Genomic DNA, 23,450 nt, shown 5'->3' on the forward strand with positions numbered 1-23,450 from the left:
AGTAAATACGGGTCCGTTATCTAACAATTTAGCTGGAACATTCGCAGGTGGTAAGTACACTGAATTTGAGTTGCAGCAAGACACTATTCTGTATAGAGCCGGTGTTAAGGGTACCAGTTTAGGTCAATTTTTCACTAGAGAAATACCTGAAAGTGTAATTCAAACTCGTATTGATAAAGCTGTTTTACCTGTTTGGCCGGGAGGTGCTAAATCACCATTAGATACAACATACGGTATATTAATTCCCAAAGGAACGAAAGTTTATTCAGGGGAAGTAGGTACACAAAATGGTTTTTATCTTGGTGGAACTCAGCAGATAGTTGTAGTTGAACCTTGGAAAATTCCTGGAGTAAAAGTAATCAGTGAGAAGCCTCTAAAATGAATGAAGTTCAATCTATAAAATTAATCATAAGTGAAATAATTAATTTGCTTGAAGAATTTGACTTAACATATTGGTCAACAGCATTTAAACGTTTTTTGACGGAAATTGATTCAAATTTTTCTCAAGTTAAGCACGATATTTTAAGGAATTATGCTGGAATGGGCTCATTTAATGACATCGTTTTAGAAAAAAATGGAGAATATCCACTTTATGAAAATGACAAATTTTCCAAATTACGGAATGATCTTTATGATTTGTGCTTAGTATGACTCAATTGAACGTAAATCTACTGGCAGTTAGAGCTAAATTAATAAAAAGTTAGATGAAGCGCAAAAAGCAAAAGAAGCAGGAACACTGAGTCAAGCTGAGTTTGACAAGAAACAGCAATAACTTCAAACATTAGGCATATTAGTCGATAGTATTTCAGCAGGCTTGTCTGTACCAACGAGCAGTGGCTTAGGTATAGCAGCCGCAACAGTGAGTCCTAAGCTTAGCTATGAGATCGGGCAATATTTCAAATCAAATGATAGTGAAGGAAGTGCAACACATATTCTAGCGCATACTGTATTGGGTGCGGCAGTTGCAGCAGGTGGTAATGATGCACTCCTTGCAGGAGTTTCTGCAGGTGGAGCAGAAGCTTCAGCACCGTTACTTTCAAAATATTTGTATGGTAAAGAATCACAAGATTTAACAGCTGATGAGAAAGGAACGATTAGTGCAATCACTGGTTTGGTTGCATCTGGTGTAGGTGCAAGCACTGGTGAGGTGGCTTCGACTGTGCAAAGTGGGCAAGTGGCCCAAAATGCAGTGGATAATAATTACCAGACCAGAGCTACTCTTAAAGCTGTGAATAAACATCTGCAAAAATGTAGTGCGAATGATAGATCTTGTATTGAGCAAGGAATTTCAATATTAAGAAAGACCGACCAAATGCTTGATAAAGCTTTCAATAAGTGTGTGCAAAAAGCTGATGCTGCTTGTGTAGAACACCATTTAAAAAATATTTTGGCAAGTGATGTTTCACCGGAAATGAAAGAGATTGAACAACAGCTAAGAAGACTAAAAGTTTCAATTGAAGCAAAAGGGCTTCTCAATGAAACTAGTGGATTTTCAATACAAGCAACGAAGCAATTAGATTTCTTGAGATATGCACAAAGAAGTTGCCAAAACATGACGTATGGTGCTTGCAGTACAAAATATAATGGTTTAAAGCAAAGCGCAGCAGAAAAAATATTGATTCCAGCAAAATCAGCTGTTTTAGATTATATGGTAGGGGAAAAACCAAGAACAGGAGCAAGTTACTATATTGCTGGTTTTGGTTATGTTGCGACAGAAATATTTTTCCCTGAAAGTGCAACAGATCTAGCTTTAATGGCAGTAGGTGGTGGAACAGCTAAAGGAGTCAGTCTAGCCAATAAGGAGGCAAAAGTAACAGATGGTTTAATTCAGCGACAAAAAATTGAGAATAACGCTAATGTGGAGAATCCTAGTTTTGGAGACTCATCAGTACGTGACTTTCAATCCGGTACAACGTATAGGGCGGAAAATATTAATGCTGGACAAGTAACAGATAGAGATGGATTAGTACGAGTAAATGAAAATCTTATTGGAAATAATCCAAAAACATTGAATGATCAACAGGTTGGTGGTAGTTATCATCCTACAGGTTATCCAGCATGGAAAGCAGGCACAACTGTAACTGATCGAAGAGTAATTCAATCCGAAAAAATGCGAATGGTGATTGATGAAGTTCAATACTCTAACATGGTAGAAGCTATCAAAAAAGGAGAAAATCCGGCACAGAAATTAGGTGGTTGGGCGACAAAAGAACAGGTTAATTCTGTTGCAGATATGCGAAATAAACTTGCAATAACTGAAGAGTTTAAGCCTAGTATTAATGAATCATCTGGTAAGCCAAATAAATTTTATGTGGTTGAATTTGAAGTACAGCCAAGTGTGGGTATACGAGAAGGAAGAGCAGGCTCTATGTATGATTATAAGACTGGTAAAACTCTACCAGGTAATGCTCATCAGATTAATTTCGTAGATAAATCTCCTTACACGAACCCTGAGCTATTTAAAATTAGCTCGACAAGAGAGATTAAATAATGAAAACAATACAGAAAGTAATAGAGACAAATGTTTTTGAAAATGGAGAAATTTATGAATTTATGAATTATCCTGAATATGATTCTGATATTTCGCTCAATATTTTTAATAATTTATTATTGAAGAATGAGCAAATTACTGCTTTAGAAAAAAAAATTATTTATAGTGATGGTAGTGAGTATATTTTACCTATTGCGGAGAGTGTTCATGTTTTATTAGATTGTAAATGCTTTTTGATTATTTTTAATAACCAGCCTTCTAAGTTAAGTAAAAAAATAGAATATCCTTGGTACTTCTTAAGACCAAACAACGCTGCTGTATACAATTCGGATGGTAGTTTAAGACATCAATTAATTATTCCAAAAGATCTAATCAACTTAACTAAGATCGGAAAAGAAGATTGGTATATACATTCTCCTTATTATGGTGATTTTCCTAATTTTCAAGGGTTTGGAGTAATGGTTACTAATGATTTGTATTGGCCTGATTTGTGTTTTTGTATATATGATGGTACACCGAATTTAATTTGGACAGAATATACTCAAGCGCGACGATGATATTGTGTAACGGATTTAAAAGGGTATTTCTTGAAAACCCATTCAGTTGAAGATGCAAAGTATGATATTTTTTGATTGAGTGATTAGCCGCCTATTTTATAGAGACCTTTTAGTTAGATAAAATGGCAAATTAACGAGGTGCTTATGAGCAATAAACCATACCCTGAAAAATTTAAAATTGAAGCAGTAAAACAGGTCACAGAGAAAGGTCATAGTGTTGCTGATATCGCATCACTTTTAGGTATAACTACACATAGTCTTTATGCATAGATTAAACGTTATGATCCACAGCAGCCCAAGATCACAGAATCTAATGATCCAAGTGCATAATTAACAAATTTAAAAAAATAATTGCAATGACTCAGCGAAGAAAGGGCTATATTAAAGAGGTCGCGGTGTACTTGGCAAACCAGTCCAAATGAGGTACGCCTTTATTCGGGACAATATGATGCTAAAGGGATTTCACTGAGTGCTGGATTAAATGCGACTAAATCTGATCAGGGTAAACCCGGCACTGTAATATCAGCGCCTGAAAAAATTGATCAACATGCTTCCACAATCCAAGGTGTAAGCAAGTCGATTGGTTTTGGTTTGGACAGTGATAAAGACAGTAGTGTGACGCAAAGTGGTATTAATACGTCTAATATCACGATTAGAGAAACAGTTCGTCAAGAAGAGCTGACAGGAAACTCTGCTGAGCAGATCAAGTCAGAAATCCTCACACATGTCACAACAGATACAGCACGTGAAAACAGTGGCGCATTGCAAAATAACTTTGATCGAGATCAAGTTAAAAGCGAAATTAATTTACAAATGGATGTGACGAAGAAGTTTGATGCGAACCGCCAAGAAGTACGTACTGAAATTAATAAAAATTTAGATGAAGCTAAAAAAGCCAAGGAAGCAGGAACACTGAGTCAAGCTGAGTTCGACAAGAAACAGCAACAACTTCAAACCTTAGGAATATTAGTCGATAGCATTTCAGCAGGCTTGTCAGCCCCAACGAGCAGTGGCTTAGGTATAGCAGCCGCAACAGTGAGTCCTAAGCTTAGCTATGAGATTGGGCAATATTTCAAATCCAATAATAGTGAAGGAAGTGCAGCGCATATTTTAGCGCACACTGTGTTGGGCGCGGCGGTTGCAGCAGCTGGTGATAATGATGCACTCCTTGCAGGAGTTACTGCGGGTGGAGCAGAAGCATCAGCACCGTTACTTTCAAAATATTTGTATGGAAAAGAAGCCAAAGACTTAACTGCAGATGAGAAAGGAACGGTAAGTGCGATTACTGGTTTGGTTACATCTGGCGTGGGTGCAAGTACTGGTGATGTGGCTTCGACTGTACAGAGTGGTCAATTAGCTCAGAATGCGGTAGAAAATAATGGATTTTCAATTATTGATGAGAATTATGGGCAGGTAGTTAAAGAAAATACTAAAGAGAAATTTTCTTGTCCGACAGGATATGTTTGTCCAATACCCGAGAAAACTTTGGGTGAAAAAACTCTACTGGTTATTAATGATTTAACAATAAGACAGCTAGCAGCTGCAATGGGTGCAGAATATGACCCTATAACTAAGGAGCATTTTACGCCAAAGGAAATACAAGAAGCTAAAGTTGCAATGCTAGGTTTAGGTTTTTCTAAAACGTTAAGTGGACCGATTAAATTAACGGATGAAGCATTTGAGAATATTGGGAAAAAATATGGTAGTGACATTACGAAATTATTAAAAGAACCTGAGGCAGATTTTGCTGGTCGAATTCCTGTTCGACCTAGAGATGGCTATACTGAAGTTGGTACAAACCAAATTGATACACCTTTAGGGAAACATTTAATTGATGCGACAATTAATAAGAAATCAAAAGTGATCTCTGGTGGACATAATGCAGATAATTTTTATGAAATTTTAAATGCCAATGGTGGTAAAGTAGTTGGGCAGCCAACAGAAATATCCAAAGGAATTACGGAAGTAAGATATCAATTGCCAAATGGAAGGATTGAAGCAAAAACTGTTTATGATCCTAAAGTCTACAGTAATGCGCAAATGGCAAGTATGGCAAATCAAGCTGCTGCAAAAGCAATAGTGAATTATGGAGCTAGTGGTAAAACTCAACAAAATGTCGTGATAAATGGAATTACTTTTAGAGTGCCTGTCGTTACGCGAAGTGGAGTACCTCAAGTACCAACATCATTTCCTATTAATCCTAATTCAAAATAAATTGTATCAATTGAGAGGATTTTTGAATGAGTTTTACCTATAAAAGTGATTATTTTAGTTTTGAACATGATGATCTTCAGGCACCATTGTTGTATTGTATTTATGAAATGATACATGGCGGTAAAGATTTAGAATATTATTTACGTGGAACGATAGGTAAAGACCCAATGGAGCCAGTTGGAGGCGATCCAGGATGGCAGCTCTATTCAGAAGTTCAGGAAGATGGTACAGAACTATATTATGCTTGGGTCGATGAAGAAATGATAGGAATAGAGCCAACTGAAGGGTGGTATGATGAAAAAACGGTTAAATACTATATTCGACAAGGATTAGAGAGTGTTCTAAAAGAACAACCATCTAGAAGAGATGAAATTGAGAAAATATTCAAAAAGTACAGTTTATAAAAAGCTAGACGAAGCCTAAAAAGCTAATGAAGCAGGAACATTGAGTCAAGCTGAGTTCGACAAGAAACAACAACTTCAAACATTAGGCATATTAGTCGATAGCATTTCAGCAGGATTATCAGCTCCGACTAACAGTGGCTTAGGAATAGCAGCCGCAACAGCAAGTTCTAAACTCAGCTATGAGATTGGGCAATATTTCAAATCAAATGATAGTGAAGGAAGTGCAACACATATTCTAGCGCATACTGTATTGGGTGCGGCAGTTGCAGCAGCAGGTGGCAATGATGCTTTAACGGCAGGTTTGGCAGCAGGTGGAGCAGAAGCATCAGCACCTCTACTAGCTAAATACCTATATGGTAAAGAATCAAAAGATTTAACAGTGGATGAAAAATGAACGGTAAGTGCGATTACTGGTTTGGTTGCATCTGGCGTGGGTGCAAGTACTGGTGATGTGGCTTCGACTGTACAGAGTGGTCAAAGTGCTCAAAATGCGGTGGAGAATAATTATCAAACCAGAGCTACTCTTAAAGCTGTAAATAAACACCTTCAAAAATGTAGTTCGAATGATAGAGCATGTATTGAGAAAGGAATTTCAATATTAAGAAAGACCGATAAAATGCTTGATAAAGCCTTCAATGATTGTGTGCAAACGGGTAATTCTGCTTGTGTAGAACAACATCTAAAAAATATTTTGGCAAGTGATGCTTCACCAGAAATGAAAGAAATGGTGAAATAATTATAACGATTAAAAATATCAGGACAGGTAACAGGCTTATTCAATGAAACCATTGGTTACACAAGTCAAGCAATAAAAGATATAGAAGCCGTCCGTTCAGGTCAGGATGTAGGTTCCGTCAGTGGTGCTACTACAAATTGTATTGGGCCCACACCTGAAAAAACTTTAGGTAAGCGAACTCTTGCTTTGGCTAATGAGCTTACTTTGAAACAAATTTGGGCTGCAGTTGGTTTGAAGAATGATTTCCTAACAGGTCAGGAAATTACAGAGAATGAAAGACAACTTGCAATCGCTTCAATAGGCATACCACAAAGTCAACTTAAAAATGGCAGTTTAGTAAGGATTGATATATCTAATCCAAGATCTGCAGGTTTAAGACTACCATCTGGTAACGAGGCTGGTGCAAATAGTCAGTGGATTCCTGAGGGTAAATTACTAATGGTAGTTTAGAGGCTGTTATTGATGCAACAAAGGTCAGGAAAGACATGTTAAAGGTCAGAAAAATAGGAAATTAAAATGAAATTTAATTTTAGAGATATATATGTATCAAAAGAATTAAAATTTAGTGTTGGGATTGAAGAAGGAATGAAAAAATATTATGTATCTTTTCTAGTTCCGACTCATAATAGGCAAAGTGATTATGAAATATATTATTGGTTACCAGCAAGCTATTTAGAATATATTTACGCTGAACCCGAAAAAATTTATCCATTTATTTTAGAGTGCGACAAAGGGCTACATAAAGAAATGGAAATAGATTTAACTTAAAAAACTATACTAATTTCGTTTAGATTGCTGTTTTTTAATAAAGGGCGTTTGACTGACTTTTCAAAGGAAATATTCATCAGTTCACATATGAAGGACTGGCTCAAATACTTACCATTGGGCTGGCAGTTCAGATGGTGCCAGAAATTCTTTAAAGTTAGATAATAAAACCAAAGCCATTTTGCGTAAAAATGGATGGAAGTCAGAGGCACTAGAATGATTTTAAAGTTTAATGATGATTTTTTTGTTCAATGGGATGTAATTTTTGCATTAAATGATGGATTAAATTTAGGAATATTTAGTTTTTGGATTCAGGATAAATGTTATCCAGGGAAAGGAATTAATATCACTTTGAACTCTATTTTTTATACTTTGGTCAGTAACATTGAAGTGATTAATAATCTAAAAAAAGATTTTGGAGAAAAGCCTATTAATGAAATTGATTTTTCATCTTTGGATGGTGATAATTTTGTTTGGATTGATACAGGGGAGTTATTTCAATTTGGTTTTGGTTTAGGGCTTGGTTTTAATAATAGAGTTCTATCATAAGTCATTTTTTATTCAGTTCCATGGTATAGATCCCAGCAATTAAATTGAATCTTAAGCCTAATCTTTTGCCTCGATTACGATATCGCTCGGCAAGGATTTTGAAGGTCTTCAAAGTCCTAAATACATGCTCAATCCCAATTCTTCTTTTATTGATTTCTTGATTGTAAACTTTTAGCTCAGGATCTAGTTTACAGTGCTTTTTGGCTTTTTGGCTTTTTGGCTTTTTGGCTTTTTGGCTTTTTGGCTTTTTGGCTTTTTGGCTTTTTGGCTTTTTGGCTTTTAGGTTTTAATGGTGTTCATCTTTCAGCATGCGAAAATTCAGAAGAACAGAAGGTTCAGCAAAATTATATTGAGCAATATCAACATGATGATTTAGAGGAACTTGAAGCACGCTGGAAATCTCTTTGGCAGATTAAGACTGGAGATGAGTTTGTTCCAGAATTAACTTATGATGCGCGTCAACCGACATTAGGTCAGCTGATTAAATATCATCATTTGCATGTCATGCATAAAGCCCTTTTTGAGTCCAAAATCTCTAAAGGTGTAGGTAGGTTTATTTTTAAAGCGTCCTTTTGGGATAATGAGTTGGCATCAAAAACTTTGTTAAAAACCGAATTTAAGTCAAAACATATGGTTGTGGGCTGCGAAAATTGTGGTCAATGTAGATTGGCTGATACTTTATATATTTGCTCTGAAACATGTCCTAAAGGACTTGCAAATGGTCCTTGCGGTGGCACCACATTAGATCGATGTGAGTTTGGAGATCGGGAATGCATTCACTCTGTAAAAGCCCGATTAGCCAAAGCCGTAGGACAAACTGACGTTTTAAAAGATACCCTGATTGCAACCGTACCCGTTGAAGTTCGTGGAACCAGTTCTTGGAAAAATTGGTTTTTGGGAAAAGTTTAAGTCTTTTCAATTTCTTGTATGGGTTGATTTATAGTATTGAAATGCAATTATTAATTAGCGTTATATAGGGGCTTAAATTAAATTATCCTATAAATCTAAAAGCCAAAATTTAATCTATTTTCCTATATATCAATATTTACTGATTCTTAAATTCTCATGATGACTCTATAATTTATTTATTACATAGATGTAAAACGAGAATTAAGGATGAGCATAACGCCCATTAAGTCAGGCACTGGCAATTTAGCTAATGTGATTTATCAACAAATAAAGGATGATATTTTTAGCTTTAAGCTCAAACCTGGACAACGTTTTACTGAAACGGACCTTTCTGAAAAGTATGAGGTCAGCCGTACCCCAACACGGCAAGCACTGTATCGTCTTGAACAGGAAGGCTATGTGAATGTGCATTTCCGCAGTGGTTGGGAAATTAAGCCTTTAGATTTTACCTTTTATCAGGAGCTCTTTGATTTACGTATGATCTTGGAAAAAGAGGCTGTTAAACGTTTATGCGTAATGGATCATGAGCAATCTGAAGAATTACAGAATTTAAAGCGATTATGGCTTGTAGACGAACAGGACTATAACCAGAACACCAAAGCATTGGTGCTGCAAAGTGAAGATTTTCATTGTGCCTTGGTTAGAGCTGCAGGAAATCGTCAAATCGCCAAGATTCATCATGAAATCAGTGAAAAAATCCGAATTGTGCTCAGTCTAGGCGCCATGCGTGAATTCGATATCCAGCATGCTTATCAAGATCATGCTGCAATACTTAGATGTATTTTAGCTCGTGATGCTGATGGGGCGATCCATTTAGCAGAACATCATGTCTTACATAGTATTGAGGACGTGAAGAAAATTACTCTTAAAATATTTTCGACTGTTTAGGATAAATTATTAAAAAAATGCCAATTTTAAAAAATTGGCATTTTTTTTGCCTCTAATTCATATCTTGTATACAAGAATGTACACAAAACTAATCCAGCGATGCCAGAACAACATTTGTTTAGTTTTAGTGCATAGATTTAATGAATAGTGCACCAATTTGAATTCAATATTTGTAAACGCATCAATATTGTGCGTATAAATGAGGATAGTTTTTTTGAGATCTCGTGTAACTTTATTAATAGGTTTAACTGGCATCAATCAAGGGGTGTTTGCAACAGATCAGGTCAAAACCCTAGATACGATTTATCTCAGCACAGCTTTAGCCTCAGAATCTACACAGCACGCTCAAGCACTTACCAAATTTCAGCATGATCTATTGGATATCCCGTTTAATAAAAGCCATTTGTCGCAAGACGTTATCCAGCAGCAAGATATTCAGCGCATGGATCAAGCCCTCAGCATCGTGAGTGGGGTATTGCATCAAAATAATTATGGTGGGGGCTTTTGGGATAACTATTCATTCCGAGGATTCCAAGGCAATCCCAATATGGGGGTGGATGCCATTCGTAATGGGCTGAGTGTCAATCGTGGCATTTCTGCACCTAAAGATATGGTCAATATTGAATCACTGGATTTTTTAAAAGGTCCCAGTGCCGCACTGTATGGACGTGGTGAGGTCGGTGGGGCATTGAATGTCACCACAAAAAAACCAAAATGGACGTCTGAAACAACGCTTAATCTTCGTGGGACAACACAAGATGAATATCGTTTAAGTCTTGAACAGACCGCGCCAATCAGCGATGCGTTGGCGTATCGAATAGCCGCTGCAATGGAAGATAACCAGTCTTTCCGTGATCATGTCAGTAGCCAACGTTTATTTGTCGCGCCACAATTCTCATGGAAATTATCTGAAAATACCCAAGTGGATTTAGATACTGAATTTACCCAGCATCTAGGCACATTTGACCGTGGTATCACGGCTGTCAACAACCAGTTATTGATGGATCCAAAGACCTTTACGGGTGAGCCTTCTGATGGTGATATGCGCGTCAAAGACAATCTCTATCAAGTACGATTAAAGCATCAGCTCAATGACGCATGGCAGATGAATGCTGCGATCAGTTATAAAGATGCGCAAATGGTCGGCTATTCAACAGAACCACGCAAATTACAGGCCGACCTTGAAACATTAGAGCGTCAGCGTCGTCATCGTGATTATCAGACCGAGGATATGCTGCTCCAAAGTGAATTACTTGGTCAACTGCAACTCGGTCATGTTCAGCATGAATGGGTACTCGGTGCAGAAACAGGGCGTTTGGACTTTATGCAACGTCAATTGCGTCTTAATCACTCGGCTGCTCAGCCAAATTGGATCAACATTTACAATCCCACTTATGGGCAATTTAGCTCTGAACTACCTTTACATACCGATTCCGATGAACGTCAGCAGTACATGGCTGTGAATGTACAAGATCAGGTCTTTTTTAATGACCAATGGAATGTGTTATTCGGAGGTCGATTCGATCGTGTCGAACAGCGCTTCATCAACCATCGCACGCAGTTCAAGGATCAGAGTACAGCACAAAAGTTTAGCCCACGTATAGGCCTCAATTACCGTCTTACGCCAGCACTCTCTTTTTACACCAATTATGGCGAAACATTTTCCATGAATAATGGCATGGGTCGCACAGGGGAGACGTTTGCACCTGAAACAGCGAAAAGCTATGAAATCGGCGCGAAATACCATTGGCAAGATCACAGCATGCTTAGCATCGTCTTGTTTGATATGGGCAAAAAAAATGTTCTGATGACGGATGCGATTGACCCAAACTTTGAAGCTGCAGTCGGTGAAGTGAAAAGCAAGGGACTTGAAATTGACTTCAACCATCGTATCAATGACCAGATGCTGGTGTCAGCAGGCTACGCCTATATGGATGCCAAAGTCAGCAAAGATGATGTGTTGCCTGCAGGCTCAGCACTGAGCAACGTACCCAAACATAGCGCACATGTCATGGCAAGCTATGACCTTTGGCAAAATGCGCAACAAGCGGCAGGTCTAAATTTCAATCTCCATTATGTCGGGCAACGCAGTGGGGACAGCCCAACCAATACGGCTAATGGTTTCAGCTTACCTGCCTATACCGTATTTAACCTTGGGGCTTATTACCAAGCAAATCCAAATTTACGCTATCAATTGAATATTCATAATTTGTTAAACGAGGAATATTATCTATCCAGTTATAGCCATGTATGGATTCAACCCGGTGAGCCGATCAAAGCAGCGTTATCGGTACAGTGGCAATACTAATGCAAAGATTTATTGTCCTTTTACTGAGCTGTGTACTGTTGGCTTGTACGGCAACAGAGCAACCGATACCAGCAAAAATACAAAGCCCAACATCGCATTGTGTGGTTGATAGTTCAGAGACCGAAGTCTGCCTAGCTCAGCCGGCACAGCGCATTGTATCCTTATTTGAGTCAGGTTTAGACGGGCTACATATGTTGGGGCAGGGTGCAAAGGTCGTGGGGATTCCTGCTGAGGTGTATTTACAGCCCTTGTTATTTAATGCTTATTCTAAAATGGACTCACGTATTGCCAATAAGCAACTCGCCACACCTTCACAAGGTACAAATGCCACCAACATTGAAAGCTTAATGCTATTAAAGCCAGATTTGGTGATTTTAGGTAGTGGGCAAACACAAACCATTCAATTGCTTCGACAATTTGGTATTGCAGTCTATGTGATGGAATCAGGCACTTACGATCAGGTGAAAGAAGAGCTGTATGAAATTGCACAGCTTACAGGTGCTGAGCAACGGGCTAAAGAAATTCTGGATTTTTCAGATGTGCTTCTGGCTGAAGTGGCACTCAAAACCTCAAAGCAAAAATATAAGCAATCAATATATTACGCATGGTCAGGTGGACGAATTTATTCAACCTCAGGCCGTAAATCGATTACCAATGATTTTATTGAATTGGCAGGGGCTTACAACGTGGTTAAAACGGAGACCAATCAACCGAATGTCAATCCAGAAACGTTGATTGAGTGGAATCCTGACAATATTGTACTGTGGAATACCGACCCAAACCTGATTTATCAGCGTAAAGAATTGCAAGGTCTAAAAGCAGTACAACAACAGAAAGTGTTTAATCTCAGCCCTGCATTTATCTATAACCCACATACCATCAAAATTATTGTGACTGCGATTTATCTGCATCATCACATTTACCCTGACACCTCAGGATTAGCAGTTGAAGCCTTGCAACTCAAAATTTTAGAGAAACTCTATGGTCAGAAAATTGCCAAGGAGTTGATGTCATGAATAAGGCAAAATTGAAATACACCTGGTTTTATCCATTGCCGATTCTGCTGATTTTTGTGTCGCTGTTGCTCGGCCCCAGTCAAACATTAAGCGCAGGGGATTATGCACTATGGTTTATCCAGTGGATATTTGGTACAGCGTATTTTGATGCGCAACAATTTAGCTTGATGCACAATATTGTCTTCAATATTCGCCTACCACGCATCTTATTAACCTTTATGGTTGGGGCGGCTTTGGCAACAGCCGGCAATGGATTGCAAGCTTTATTCCGCAACCCCTTAGTGGATTCCTATGTGCTAGGGATTTCTTCAGGTGCCGCCTTTGGTGCGGCTTTAGCATTATCTTTGAGTTGGTTATCGCCCAATTTATCAGCATTTATTTTTGGCGTATGTGCAGTGGCATTAACCTATGTGTTTGCCCAACAAAAGCATGAAAGCCAAACTTCATTGGTGATGGTGATTTTATCCGGCATGATTGTTTCAGGTCTGTTTTTAGCAGGACTGACCATTATTCAATATTTAAGTGATCCTTTTAAATTACAAGCGATCGTGCAGTGGACCATGGGGAATTTACATCAGGCATCGTGGCAAAAAGTCCAATATGCGGTTGTGCCGATTACGGTGGCTTTAATGGGCTTATACGCCATGCGTTGGCGCTTGAATCTGATGGCATTGGGAGCTGATGAAGCACAAGCGGTGGGGGTGAATCCGAAGTGGGAGCAACTCATACTGATTGTATTGGTGACGCTATGCACCTCCACTTCAGTAGCTGCCGCAGGCATTATCAGTCTATACGGACTATTTATGCCGCATATTGTGCGTATGTTGGTTGGCCCTGACCATCGTTACAGTATTCCTGCCAACATGGTTTTAGGCGGCAGTTTTTTGCTACTGATTGATAATTTTTCACGAGTTTTACTCAGCTTTGAAATTCCAATTGGCATTTTCACCATGCTCCTCGGTGCGCCATTTTTCTTATTATTAATCAAAACACAAAGGACGGCTTGGGCATGATTCATATTGAACAGTTGAACTATGCCTATGGGCATAAACACGTGTTAAAAAATATTCAGCTTGAATTTCCAGCCCATCAGTTCTCGGTGATTTTAGGTCGCAATGGTTGTGGCAAATCGACCCTATTTAAACTGATGGCAGGTTTAGAACAGACCACAGATGGGCAAGTACTTTATGCAGGTCGAGCTTTAGAAAACATAAAAGGTAAAGAAAGGGCCGCGCTACTTGGATTTTTACCGCAGTTCCATAAAACGGTTTTCCCATTTTTAGTTAAAGATGTGGTGATTACAGGTCGGGCTGCATTTAGTCGATTTCGTCCATCTAAACAAGATTGGGACATGGTCGATCAGGCTTTAATTGATCTCGATATCGAACATTTAAAAGAACGCCCTTATACCGAGCTGTCAGGCGGAGAGCGTCAATTGGTGATGATTGCCCGTATTTTGGTGCAAGCACCAAAAGTGATTTTATTAGATGAGCCGACCAATCATTTGGATGTCTATTATCAATCTTATTTGATGAAAAAACTGCGTCAATTGTCACGGCAGAATTTTACTGTGATCGCCATTATGCATGACCCGAATTTGGCATTTTTATTTGCCGATCATTTGTTCTTTATGCGTGAACATGAAGTGATTCGCCCTGATTCAAAAGCGCGTCTCACCGATCCGAAATTTTTAAAAAGCGTCTACGATGTGGAGTTTCATGAAGCCATGATTCAAGACAAGACCATTGTTATCCCTGATCATTCTTGGTTGTAAAATGAATTTATCCTATGAAACACTGCAATCCGCTGATCAATCTGTCATTCAATTTGCTTTAGATTCACGGCAGCTTTTATTTCCAGAACTGTATGGTGCTTGTATTCCAAAAGATATTGCCCAGTTTGAGCAGTACTATGTGGACAGTCCTTTAGGCTGTTTTATCGTGGTCAAAAATCAAGCCAAAATTATTGCAACGCTTGCTTACCGTGCCTATGACGGACGTTTTGATTTGGATATTGCTGAAGGTGCTGTTGAGGTGGTCAAACTTTTTGTACTGCCTGAATATCGTCGACAAGGCATTGCCACGCAACTGTGTCAGTTATTATTTACACATGCCGAGCAACACGGCATAGAAACCTTGTATTTGCATACACATCCCTTTTTACCTGCAGCGGAGCAATTTTGGCGTTTACAAGGTTTCGACGTGATTAAACGTGAATGGTTAAAAACTTACGATACCATTCATATGTTAAAAACTATAAAATCTGATCAACAATTTTGAAATTTAGCCATAAGCTTGATTATTTATATAGATTATAGCTAAATACTGAAGTAATCAGTCTAGATCATCCAGAGCATTTGAATAGAATTTCACACCTATTTTGATGCGATCACGCCCTTGGCTCATACGCCAACGATTAGTATCACGTAAGGAATAGACGCAACCACAATATTCCTGTTGGTAAAACTCCTCTTTTTTGCTGATTTCGAGCATACGCACATCACCACCATTCTTACGCCAGTTGTAATCCCAATAAGTTATCCCTTCATAATGTGAAGCTGAACGATGACCACAGTCGTTGATTTGCTTCATATCTTTCCAACGGGAAATACCAAGCGAACTACTTATTAGACTGAAGCCATTTTCAGCTGCATATAAAGCTGTACGTTCAAAACGCATGTCAAAACACATAGTACAACGAATGCCTTTTTCAGGTTCATTTTCCATACCTTTGGCGCGTGCAAACCAATTGTCTGTATCGTAATCACAGTCGATAAAAGGAATGTTATGTTTTTCGGCAAAGCGAATATTTTCTTCTTTACGAATTTCATATTCTTTGACAGGATGAATATTGGGGTTATAAAAAAAGATCGAAAAGTTGATGCCTGATTCAATCAGGGTTTCCATCACTTCACCCGAGCATGGTGCACAGCAGGAATGAAGTAGAAGTTTGTCGTGACCTGCTGGGAGAGACAGTTTTTGACGTTCAAGTTTGTTTGACATGGTTATATAGGTTTAAATTTAAACCCTATATTTTAAAGATTGAGTAGATAATTAAACCTCTTATAAGCTGATATTTTCTAAGGTTAGGTTGAGATAAATTCACTTGAGCACCATTTGAGTGAACGGAATCGCATCCGTATACCAGTGATCTACTCATTAACTGCATGGATAAGTTAGCTCATCTATTCTAAATCGCTTTGAAATAGCGAATATGCTTTAACATGAGGGATTCTCATCTTAAGCTGAATTTATATCGTTTTACTCACTTTATTATTCACGTTTAAATACAGCCATTCAGAAATTTAGCTTTTTATAAAATTTTAGGTGGCAATCTCCATGAGTACAGCATTTGAGTGTTCAATTAAACGTATCCGTTTTGATGAAAACTATACGCCAGCAGAAAGTACACGTTTGACTACGAACTTTGCTAATTTGGCTCGTGGTGAAAGTCGTCAGGAAAATCTGCGCCGTACACTTGCGATGATCAACAACCGTTTTAATAGCTTGGCGACTGTCGATAATCCTAAAGGTGATCGCTATTCACTTGAGATCGACATCATTTCTGCAGAAATTGATATCGAAGGCAATGGACAAACTTTCCCATTTATTGAAACACTGAAAAGTGTGGTGATTGATCACCAAACAGGTGAACGTATTGAAGGTATGATTGGCAATAGCTTCTCATCTTATGTGCGTGATTATGACTTCAGTGTGGTATTGCCTCAGTTGGGTTGTGGCGTGGGTGAAAAACCTGAAGATTTTGGTAATCTACATGGCAAATTGTATAAACATCTGGTGAATTCAGCAGTATTTAAAGCAGAATTCAACAAAGAACCGGTAATTTGCTTAAGTGTTTCAACCTCTAAAACCTATTACCGTACCACCAACGTACATCCTATTTTGGGTGTGGAATACAAAAATGATGAATATTCACGTACCGATGAATATTTTGCCAAAATGGGCTTACGTGTACGTTATTTCAAACCTGAAGGTGGTAACGCACCACTCGCATTCTATTTCGCTGGAGATTTACTTCGTGATTACACTGATTTTGAATTGATCAGTGCGATTGCAACTATGGAAAGCTTTCAAAAAATCTACCGTCCTGAAATTTACAATACTAACTCACCAGCAGGCGTGGAATATAAACCAAGCTTAAGCTATGGCGACTACTCACTAACTCGTATTGTTTATGACCGTGTAGAACGTGCTGAGTTAGCAGTCAAACAAGGTAAATGGACAGAAGAAAATTTCATTAAGCCTTATCAAGACATTTTAAATGAATGGGCTGAAAATTTCGAAGTCGAAACAGCTGCTTAAAACATCCAATTGATATACAGATTCACGAATTTAGAGAAAGAAGATTAGACATGGCACTTACACCACCGAAATTATTACTCCCAACTTCAACTGCGGGTAGTTTACCGAAACCATCTTGGTTAGCTGAGCCTGAAAAACTATGGTCTGCATGGAAACTCGAAGGGGAAGAGCTTCTTGAGGCAAAACGTGATGCATTGAAATTATCATTACATGAGCAAGTCACTGCTGGTATTGATATCGTGAGTGATGGTGAACAAACCCGTCAGCACTTCGTCACTACATTTATTGAGCATCTTGAAGGTGTGGATTTCGAAAAGCGTGAAACCATGCGTATTCGTAATCGTTATGATGCAAGTGTACCTTCTGTTGTGGGCGAAGTTTCTCGTAAACAAGCGGTATTTGTTGAAGATGCGAAATTCTTGCGTAGCCAAACCAATCAGCCAATTAAATGGGCGTTGCCTGGTCCAATGACCATGATTGATACTTTATTTGATGGTCACTACAAGAGCCGTGAAAAATTGGCTTGGGAATTTGCCAAAATTTTAAACCAAGAAGCTTTAGAGCTTGAAGCAGCAGGCGTGGATATTATCCAATTCGATGAACCGGCGTTTAACGTATTCTTCGATGAAGTAAATGATTGGGGGGTACCAACCCTAGAGCGTGCACTTGAAGGTTTAAAATGTGAAACTGCGGTTCATATTTGCTACGGTTACGGTATTAAAGCCAATACCGATTGGAAACAAACTTTGGGTAATGAATGGCGTCAATACGAAGAGTCATTTCCTAAGCTACAACAATCTAAGCTCGATATTATTTCGCTTGAATGCCAAAACTCACGTGTGCCAATGGATTTGATTGAATTGATTCGTGGTAAGAAAGTCATGGTCGGTGCAATTGATGTGGCAACTAATCAAGTTGAAACCGCAGAAGAAGTCGCGAATACCCTGCGTAAAGCTTTGCAATTTGTGGACGCGGATAAGCTTTATCCATCAACGAACTGTGGTATGACGCCGCTCTCTCGTCAAGTGGCACGTGGCAAGCTTGAGGCTTTAAGTGCTGGAGCTGCCATTGTCCGTAAAGAGCTAGAAGCTTAATCAAACGTAGTCTTGTATTAATCAGGGCAAATCGTCGCAAGATCATTTGTTCTGTCTAATGTACGACACGTCATATGTATATTTGAGATGAAAGAGATGATTGAAGCAACAGACTTTAGAAATGCAATGTCTTTACTTACAACTGCGGTAAATGTGATTACAACCACAGGCGAAGCAGGGATGCATGGCTTTACTGCATCTGCGGTATGTAGTGTCACAGATACTCCGCCAACACTATTAGTCTGTATGAATCAGTCCTCTCGTTCACATGTACATTTTGTTGAAAATAAAATCTTAGCTGTAAACGTACTGAGTACTCAGCATGAACAGCTTTCGAATGCTTTTGCTTCAAGCAAGCTCAGCTCAGAAGATCGTTTCAGACTAGGTGATTGGAGTGATTTAAAAACTGGGTCGCCGATTTTAGAAGATGCTTTAGTCAGTTTTGATTGCGAGATTGAGAATATTCAACAAGTCGGTACACATAGTATTTTTTTATGCCGTGTGACTGCAGTAAAGCAAAGTAATCAAGAAGAAAGTTTGGTGTACTTTAACCGTGCTTATCATCAAGTGGGTCAGTTGGAACACGCTTAACTCAACCCCTTAATCCCTTCATCTTTTTAAAAGTTAGTCTATTGTGGAACTTATAACCTTTTTAATCATCGGTGCATTTGCTGGTTTTGCGGCTGGGCTGTTTGGTGTAGGCGGTGGTACGATTATTGTGCCACTACTTTTTATTGTCTTTACCCAAATGGGTTATGATCCTGATGTCATTATGCATCTGGCACTAGGAACATCTTTAGCAACAATCGTTGTCACTTCGATTAGCTCATTAATGGCACACCATAAAAATGGTGCTGTGATATGGCCTGTATTTAAAAATCTAGCTCTACCCATGGCCATCGGCTGTTTTGCAGGTGCTGGAATTGCTGGTTTGTTATCGGGATTACATCTTCAAATCATGGTCGGCTTATTTTTGATTTGGGTGGCGTATACTATGTTTACAGGCTCGAACAAAGCAATTAATTCAACAATGACTCTTCCTTCATCAAGTCAGCAAGTTGCAGCAGGTAGTGTCATTGGGATTGCATCGGCACTCTTTGGAATTGGTGGTGGTAGTCTGACCGTTCCATATCTGAATCGTTATGGGGTGGTGATGCAAAAGTCTGTCGGTACATCTGCTGCTTGTGGATTACCAATAGCTCTAGCTGGTGCTATAGGGTTTATGGTTTTTGGTATGACTGCTGAGATCAATGTGCCGAATACCATCGGGTATGTTCATATTTATGCTTTCATTGGCATTAGTGTGATGAGTTTTATAACAGCAAAATTTGGTGCCAAAACTGCACATGCCTTATCGCCAGCAATGTTAAAGAAATGTTTCGCTGTCTTGTTGGTTATCATAGGAAGTATCTTCCTTGTAAAAGGATTGATTTAATTTCACCCAAATGTCTTATCAGCCTAGATAGCTCACTTAATGTGGGCTAAAGCGAAGATTTTAATATGTCCCTAGAGGGATCATGATTTGAGTTTTTTCCCATATGATCGAACTAAAACATTTGAAAATGCTATTGGCTTTGAGAGAGCATGGCTCTTTAGTCGCTGCAGCGAGTGATCTCTGCATTACACCTTCAGCCGTATCTCATCAGTTACGTGAGCTTGATCAGTGGATGGGGGTTGAAGTCGTCAACCGCAAGACGAGACCAATTACTTTTTCTAATGTTGGCTTAAGACTGTTGCAGTTAGCGGATGAAATTTTACCGCAAGTTCAGATTGCTCAAAGCGATATCACGCGTATTATCCATGGGCAAACTGGTAGAATTACATTTTCTTCAGAATGCCATAGTTGTTTTGATTGGCTCATGCCGATATTAAATCAGTATCGAAACCAATATCCTGATGTTGATTTAGATTTCGCATCAGGGTTTGAAGCAAATCCTCATGAATTGCTACAAAATGGCGAATTTGATTTGTTGATTACTGCAGACCCAATTGCATTAAAGGGAGTTGAATATTTCCCAGTATTTGAATATGAATCACGACTTGTTTTATCTACAACACATCCTTTGGTACGTGCAAAAAACATTACTGTTCAAGATTTAGCTGATGAAACGCTGATTACATTTCCAGTAGACAAACATCGTTTAGATATCATGTCGAAGTTGTTCATTCCTGCAAATATTCTTCCAAAAAATATTCGAACCACAGATCTGACCCAGATGCTGATTCAGTTAGTCGCAAGTGGGCGTGGAATCGCAGCTTTACCAGATTGGGTGGTAAACGAATATGAAACCAAAGGGTGGGTCACTTCACGTCGCCTAGATTGCGTTGCACCAGAGGGGTTAAGGCGTACTTTATATGCAGGTTTTCGAACTGAAGATAAGGAAAAAGATTATTTCGATTCATTTATAAAAAAATTAGCTAAATTTTCAGAATCAAGAAAACTCTATTACATGTAAGAAAGTTTAATCATTCTGAATAAAGTGAAGATTGAACCTCGAATGAATCTTCATATCAATAATGAGCGAAGTTAAGATGAAAATTAGATAGACGCTATTATTTGTATGAAGACGAATTTTTTGCTTTTGATTATACTTTTTTAACTAAGATTGATGTCTGACATCGAGACATTGGACTCATCATCTGTTTGTAGAAAGTAAACGATTTGATCTCAGTCCATTGTCCATTATTTTGGTCATTTATCTAAGTGGTTTTTTAATTATAAAACTCAATACATTATAAATTTAAGATTATATCCATGATACAACTCATACCTTCTTTTTCAGTTTCAGACTATCTCAGCTTATTTTCGATTATCTGTACGACGCTGATAGGCATCGTTGCTGTCTTTTACGGTCGAAAAACGTATTTTGTGAGTCTGAAAAGTTTTAATGAAAATAAAAATTTATATGAGGCTGCATCTTTTTACATTCGAGAATTTATCTCTGTAAGCCCGAATAAAACAATAGATCCTTTTTTGAAGAAAATTGCCAGTGATCAACTCAATGGCGGTGTCGAGATTCCTTCATTTTTAACCGATATACTTATACGTAAATATGCAGATTACTATTTTTACTTAGTGAAGTCCCTTCGCACTACTTGGAAGTTTTTTAAAGTTGAAAATGGAGAAATTCAATGTATTTATTCAGAACGGGAATTAGTCTTTAAAGGGTTAGCGTATGGTGCCTTATATACCGTCACCGGTTCTTTAGCTTTTTTTATATTTTCAAATTTTACTTGGTTTTTAGCTCGTTATACCTCAGATAGCGCATTAAACACAGGGATGACTTTAATCATTTTACTTGTATTTCTTTTGTTCGTAGCACTTGGAAGCTTAGTTATGATTTTTAAGTTAATCACTGTGCGTGATATCAACCAGAGTCTAAACCTACTTAAGCAATCAGAAAATAAACGCTCATAACAAACAGAATAGAATCACGAGTTAGCTTTTTTCTTTGCACAAGAAAATTGCACGCAGGTTAATTTCGGTGCTTACCGAGTATTCTTTACTCCGACTGATTCAACAGGTTTACTTCAATAAAGTTCCGTTCAATACAATCAGCTCTAAGAGAAATGTTATATATCAAGCGATAGTAATACTAAAATAAAAAAAAGTATTACTTTGGCACAGCCTTTGCATCTATCTACATCATCATAAAGTGATCTAGGGTTCCGATACATGAAGTTTCATGTAGGTCTGCGACCGAGAGTTCACGGCTTAAGTTGCAAGCTCAAGCTACACGGAGGGATAAAAGCCCGGGAGGTAAACCGTAAAAGATTGGGATGGATGCATATGAGCACAATAAACTATCACGAAGATCAAGTCCTTTGGACAGAACGTTTACCGGGTGGACACCACTGGTCAGCACGTATTCAGCGTGGCGCAGTACTACAAGTTAAATCCTTAGGCAAAAATGCCAATGTGGCACTGTACTGCATCAATAGCGAAGATAAGCTCGAACGCTACAACATGCCAGACAGCTTAAAAGGGCAACATACGGCATTTTTAAGTACAGGACATATCCTTGCATCTGACCTAGGTCGCGCGATGATTTCCATTGTCAAAGACGACCACGGTTGGAATGATGCATTTTGTGCACCAAGTACCGCACAACAAATTGAACAACAATTTGGTTCAAAAACCTTTCAAGATGCACGCAACGACATGTACCGTAACGGCAAAGATTCTTTACTGCTTGAAATGACCAAATTTGGCTTATCTGCAACAGATCTGAGCAGTACTTTAAATCTGTTTTCTAAAGTGCAACCGGATGACAGTGGCAATCTTAACTATGTAGCATCTGACAATACGAATCAAGTGATTGAACTCCGCTTTGAAATGGATTGCTTGGTGTTCATATCATCCGCACCGCATGCTTTAGATAACAGCACGGAATATGCGCCTGCCGATGTTCAATTGTCTTTATACAAAGCACTTCCTTTAAGCGACAGCGATGTATGTCGTGATTCATGCCCGCAAAATCAGCGTGCATTTCAAAACAATAATCGTTACTACGCACTCAGCGCTTAATTGGGAGAATACAACATGACTGCACTCGTAAAATTAGAAAAATCAGTTTTAAGCGAAGTTTGTCCAGCTGGTGAAGCATGGATGTGCGAAGTCAAAAAAGGGCAATATTTCCGTATTGTGGATTTAGAAGGCAACCAAGCGGTAGATACGCTCTTTATCTCTGCGTCAAACCCTGAAGAACGCTATAGCGCAACTGATACCTTAGCGATTAATAAACAAATCTATTTAGAAAAAGGTACAGCTTTATACACCAACTTTGGCAACAAAATTGCCACCATTCATGATGATAACTGCGGTCGCCATGACACCTTAGGCGGTGCTTGTTCATGTGAAAGTAACACCGTTCGTTATGCACATGACAAATATCCAATGCACAGTTGCCGTAACAATTTCATGATTGCGCTGTCTCAGCATCCAATTGCCAAAAAACACGGCTTAAACGTGCGTCACATCGGTCCAAATATTAACTTTTTTATGAATGTGCCCGTGACCTCTGAGGGACATCTAAAGTTTGATGATGGTATTTCTGCACCGGGTAAATATGTGGAAATTAAAGCGGAAATGGATTTGATCGTGCTGATCTCCAACTGCCCACAACTGAATAATCCTTGTAATGCCTATAACCCAACCAAAATTCAATTGATCATTCGTGACGGCGAGGACGCATAA

At 38.6% G+C, this 23,450-nt stretch carries 21 protein-coding genes, 6 pseudogenes and 1 riboswitch; of the genes and pseudogenes, 25 read left to right on the forward strand and 2 right to left on the reverse strand.

Annotated features, from left to right (window positions below; genetic code table 11):
* The first annotated feature begins 378 nt into the window (after positions 1-378).
* The 10 genes and pseudogenes from AC1M9F_RS02330 (at position 379) to AC1M9F_RS02375 (ending at position 7,716) form a co-directional block, all read left to right on the forward strand.
* Positions 379-651 carry a DUF6966 domain-containing protein gene (locus AC1M9F_RS02330; protein WP_481596954.1) on the forward strand — a complete coding sequence of 91 codons (273 nt, stop codon included), beginning with the start codon at positions 379-381 and terminating at the stop codon, positions 649-651.
* A 37-nt stretch (positions 652-688) separates the two neighbouring features.
* Positions 689-1,202 (forward strand): annotated as a pseudogene (locus AC1M9F_RS02335) (VENN motif pre-toxin domain-containing protein); the annotation flags it as partial.
* Between the two features lie 1,288 nt (positions 1,203-2,490).
* On the forward strand, positions 2,491-3,048 hold the full coding sequence (locus AC1M9F_RS02340; RefSeq protein WP_481596955.1) for a hypothetical protein: 558 nt from the start codon (positions 2,491-2,493) through the stop codon (positions 3,046-3,048).
* A gap of 144 nt (positions 3,049-3,192) precedes the next feature.
* Positions 3,193-3,315: pseudogene (locus AC1M9F_RS02345) on the forward strand (transposase); the annotation flags it as partial.
* A 174-nt stretch (positions 3,316-3,489) separates the two neighbouring features.
* Positions 3,490-5,262 (forward strand): annotated as a pseudogene (locus AC1M9F_RS02350) (VENN motif pre-toxin domain-containing protein); the annotation flags it as partial.
* Between the two features lie 26 nt (positions 5,263-5,288).
* A complete protein-coding gene (locus tag AC1M9F_RS02355; RefSeq protein ID WP_481595416.1) occupies positions 5,289-5,666 on the forward strand; it encodes a hypothetical protein in 378 nt (125 codons plus the stop codon).
* Between the two features lie 58 nt (positions 5,667-5,724).
* Positions 5,725-6,261, forward strand: a pseudogene (locus AC1M9F_RS02360) (VENN motif pre-toxin domain-containing protein); the annotation flags it as partial.
* 345 nt (positions 6,262-6,606) lie between these two features.
* Positions 6,607-6,852, forward strand: coding sequence for a hypothetical protein (locus tag AC1M9F_RS02365; RefSeq protein WP_481595415.1), 246 nt, complete (start codon positions 6,607-6,609; stop codon positions 6,850-6,852).
* 66 nt (positions 6,853-6,918) lie between these two features.
* Positions 6,919-7,170, forward strand: a complete 252-nt coding sequence (locus AC1M9F_RS02370) for a hypothetical protein (protein WP_481596956.1) — start codon at positions 6,919-6,921, stop codon at positions 7,168-7,170.
* Positions 7,171-7,383: 213 nt separating this feature from the next.
* Positions 7,384-7,716: an Imm42 family immunity protein gene (locus AC1M9F_RS02375; RefSeq protein ID WP_481595413.1), complete on the forward strand. Its 333-nt coding sequence runs from the start codon at positions 7,384-7,386 to the stop codon at positions 7,714-7,716.
* A 1-nt stretch (position 7,717) separates the two neighbouring features.
* Here the strand turns inward: AC1M9F_RS02375 and AC1M9F_RS02380 are convergent.
* Positions 7,718-7,951, reverse strand: a pseudogene (locus AC1M9F_RS02380) (transposase); the annotation flags it as partial.
* Between the two features lie 44 nt (positions 7,952-7,995).
* Here AC1M9F_RS02380 and AC1M9F_RS02385 point away from each other — a divergent pair.
* From AC1M9F_RS02385 to AC1M9F_RS02415, 7 genes and pseudogenes are all read left to right on the forward strand, one after another.
* A pseudogene (locus AC1M9F_RS02385) lies at positions 7,996-8,625 on the forward strand (methylenetetrahydrofolate reductase C-terminal domain-containing protein); the annotation flags it as partial.
* Positions 8,626-8,832: 207 nt separating this feature from the next.
* Positions 8,833-9,513, forward strand: a complete 681-nt coding sequence (locus AC1M9F_RS02390) for a GntR family transcriptional regulator (RefSeq protein WP_481589877.1) — start codon at positions 8,833-8,835, stop codon at positions 9,511-9,513.
* A gap of 214 nt (positions 9,514-9,727) precedes the next feature.
* Positions 9,728-11,821, forward strand: a complete 2,094-nt coding sequence (locus AC1M9F_RS02395) for a TonB-dependent receptor (RefSeq protein ID WP_481596957.1) — start codon at positions 9,728-9,730, stop codon at positions 11,819-11,821.
* On the forward strand, positions 11,821-12,837 hold the full coding sequence (locus AC1M9F_RS02400; RefSeq protein WP_481596958.1) for an ABC transporter substrate-binding protein: 1,017 nt from the start codon (positions 11,821-11,823) through the stop codon (positions 12,835-12,837). Before AC1M9F_RS02395 ends, AC1M9F_RS02400 begins: the two co-directional genes overlap by 1 nt.
* Positions 12,834-13,850 (forward strand): FecCD family ABC transporter permease, encoded by a 1,017-nt coding sequence (locus tag AC1M9F_RS02405; RefSeq protein ID WP_481596959.1) that lies wholly within the window; start codon positions 12,834-12,836, stop codon positions 13,848-13,850. Before AC1M9F_RS02400 ends, AC1M9F_RS02405 begins: the two co-directional genes overlap by 4 nt.
* Entirely contained in the window at positions 13,847-14,611 is a 765-nt protein-coding gene (locus tag AC1M9F_RS02410; protein WP_481587081.1) for an ABC transporter ATP-binding protein, read from the forward strand. The genes AC1M9F_RS02405 and AC1M9F_RS02410 overlap by 4 nt, the downstream gene beginning before the upstream one ends.
* 1 nt (position 14,612) lies before the next feature.
* Complete coding sequence (locus AC1M9F_RS02415) at positions 14,613-15,116, forward strand: GNAT family N-acetyltransferase (protein ID WP_481596960.1); 504 nt, start codon at positions 14,613-14,615, stop codon at positions 15,114-15,116.
* Positions 15,117-15,170: 54 nt separating this feature from the next.
* Here the strand turns inward: AC1M9F_RS02415 and AC1M9F_RS02420 are convergent, their stop codons facing one another.
* The gene (locus AC1M9F_RS02420) at positions 15,171-15,839 is read right to left on the reverse strand and encodes an epoxyqueuosine reductase QueH (RefSeq protein ID WP_481596961.1); all 669 of its coding nucleotides are present in this window, start codon (positions 15,837-15,839) and stop codon (positions 15,171-15,173) included.
* Positions 15,840-16,175: 336 nt separating this feature from the next.
* Here AC1M9F_RS02420 and AC1M9F_RS02425 point away from each other — a divergent pair, with 336 nt between their 5' ends.
* The 8 genes from AC1M9F_RS02425 (at position 16,176) to AC1M9F_RS02460 (ending at position 23,450) form a co-directional block, all read left to right on the forward strand.
* Positions 16,176-17,159 carry a putative oxygenase MesX gene (locus AC1M9F_RS02425; RefSeq protein WP_481589884.1) on the forward strand — a complete coding sequence of 328 codons (984 nt, stop codon included), beginning with the start codon at positions 16,176-16,178 and terminating at the stop codon, positions 17,157-17,159.
* Positions 17,160-17,209: 50 nt separating this feature from the next.
* Positions 17,210-18,253, forward strand: coding sequence for a methionine synthase (locus tag AC1M9F_RS02430; RefSeq protein ID WP_092766429.1), 1,044 nt, complete (start codon positions 17,210-17,212; stop codon positions 18,251-18,253).
* Positions 18,254-18,349: 96 nt separating this feature from the next.
* Positions 18,350-18,844: a flavin reductase gene (locus AC1M9F_RS02435; RefSeq protein WP_481597117.1), complete on the forward strand. Its 495-nt coding sequence runs from the start codon at positions 18,350-18,352 to the stop codon at positions 18,842-18,844.
* Between the two features lie 43 nt (positions 18,845-18,887).
* On the forward strand, positions 18,888-19,688 hold the full coding sequence (locus AC1M9F_RS02440; RefSeq protein ID WP_481596962.1) for a sulfite exporter TauE/SafE family protein: 801 nt from the start codon (positions 18,888-18,890) through the stop codon (positions 19,686-19,688).
* A 103-nt stretch (positions 19,689-19,791) separates the two neighbouring features.
* Complete coding sequence (locus AC1M9F_RS02445; protein WP_092766426.1) at positions 19,792-20,709, forward strand: LysR family transcriptional regulator; 918 nt, start codon at positions 19,792-19,794, stop codon at positions 20,707-20,709.
* Positions 20,710-21,008: 299 nt separating this feature from the next.
* A complete protein-coding gene (locus AC1M9F_RS02450) occupies positions 21,009-21,671 on the forward strand; it encodes a hypothetical protein (RefSeq protein WP_481596963.1) in 663 nt (220 codons plus the stop codon).
* 232 nt (positions 21,672-21,903) lie between these two features.
* Positions 21,904-22,015: riboswitch (guanidine-I (ykkC/yxkD leader) on the forward strand.
* Positions 22,016-22,043: 28 nt separating this feature from the next.
* A complete protein-coding gene (locus AC1M9F_RS02455; protein WP_481596964.1) occupies positions 22,044-22,781 on the forward strand; it encodes an urea amidolyase associated protein UAAP1 in 738 nt (245 codons plus the stop codon).
* A 15-nt stretch (positions 22,782-22,796) separates the two neighbouring features.
* Complete coding sequence (locus AC1M9F_RS02460; RefSeq protein ID WP_481596965.1) at positions 22,797-23,450, forward strand: urea amidolyase associated protein UAAP2; 654 nt, start codon at positions 22,797-22,799, stop codon at positions 23,448-23,450.

Source organism: Acinetobacter sp. ANC_7504, assembly GCF_056779995.1.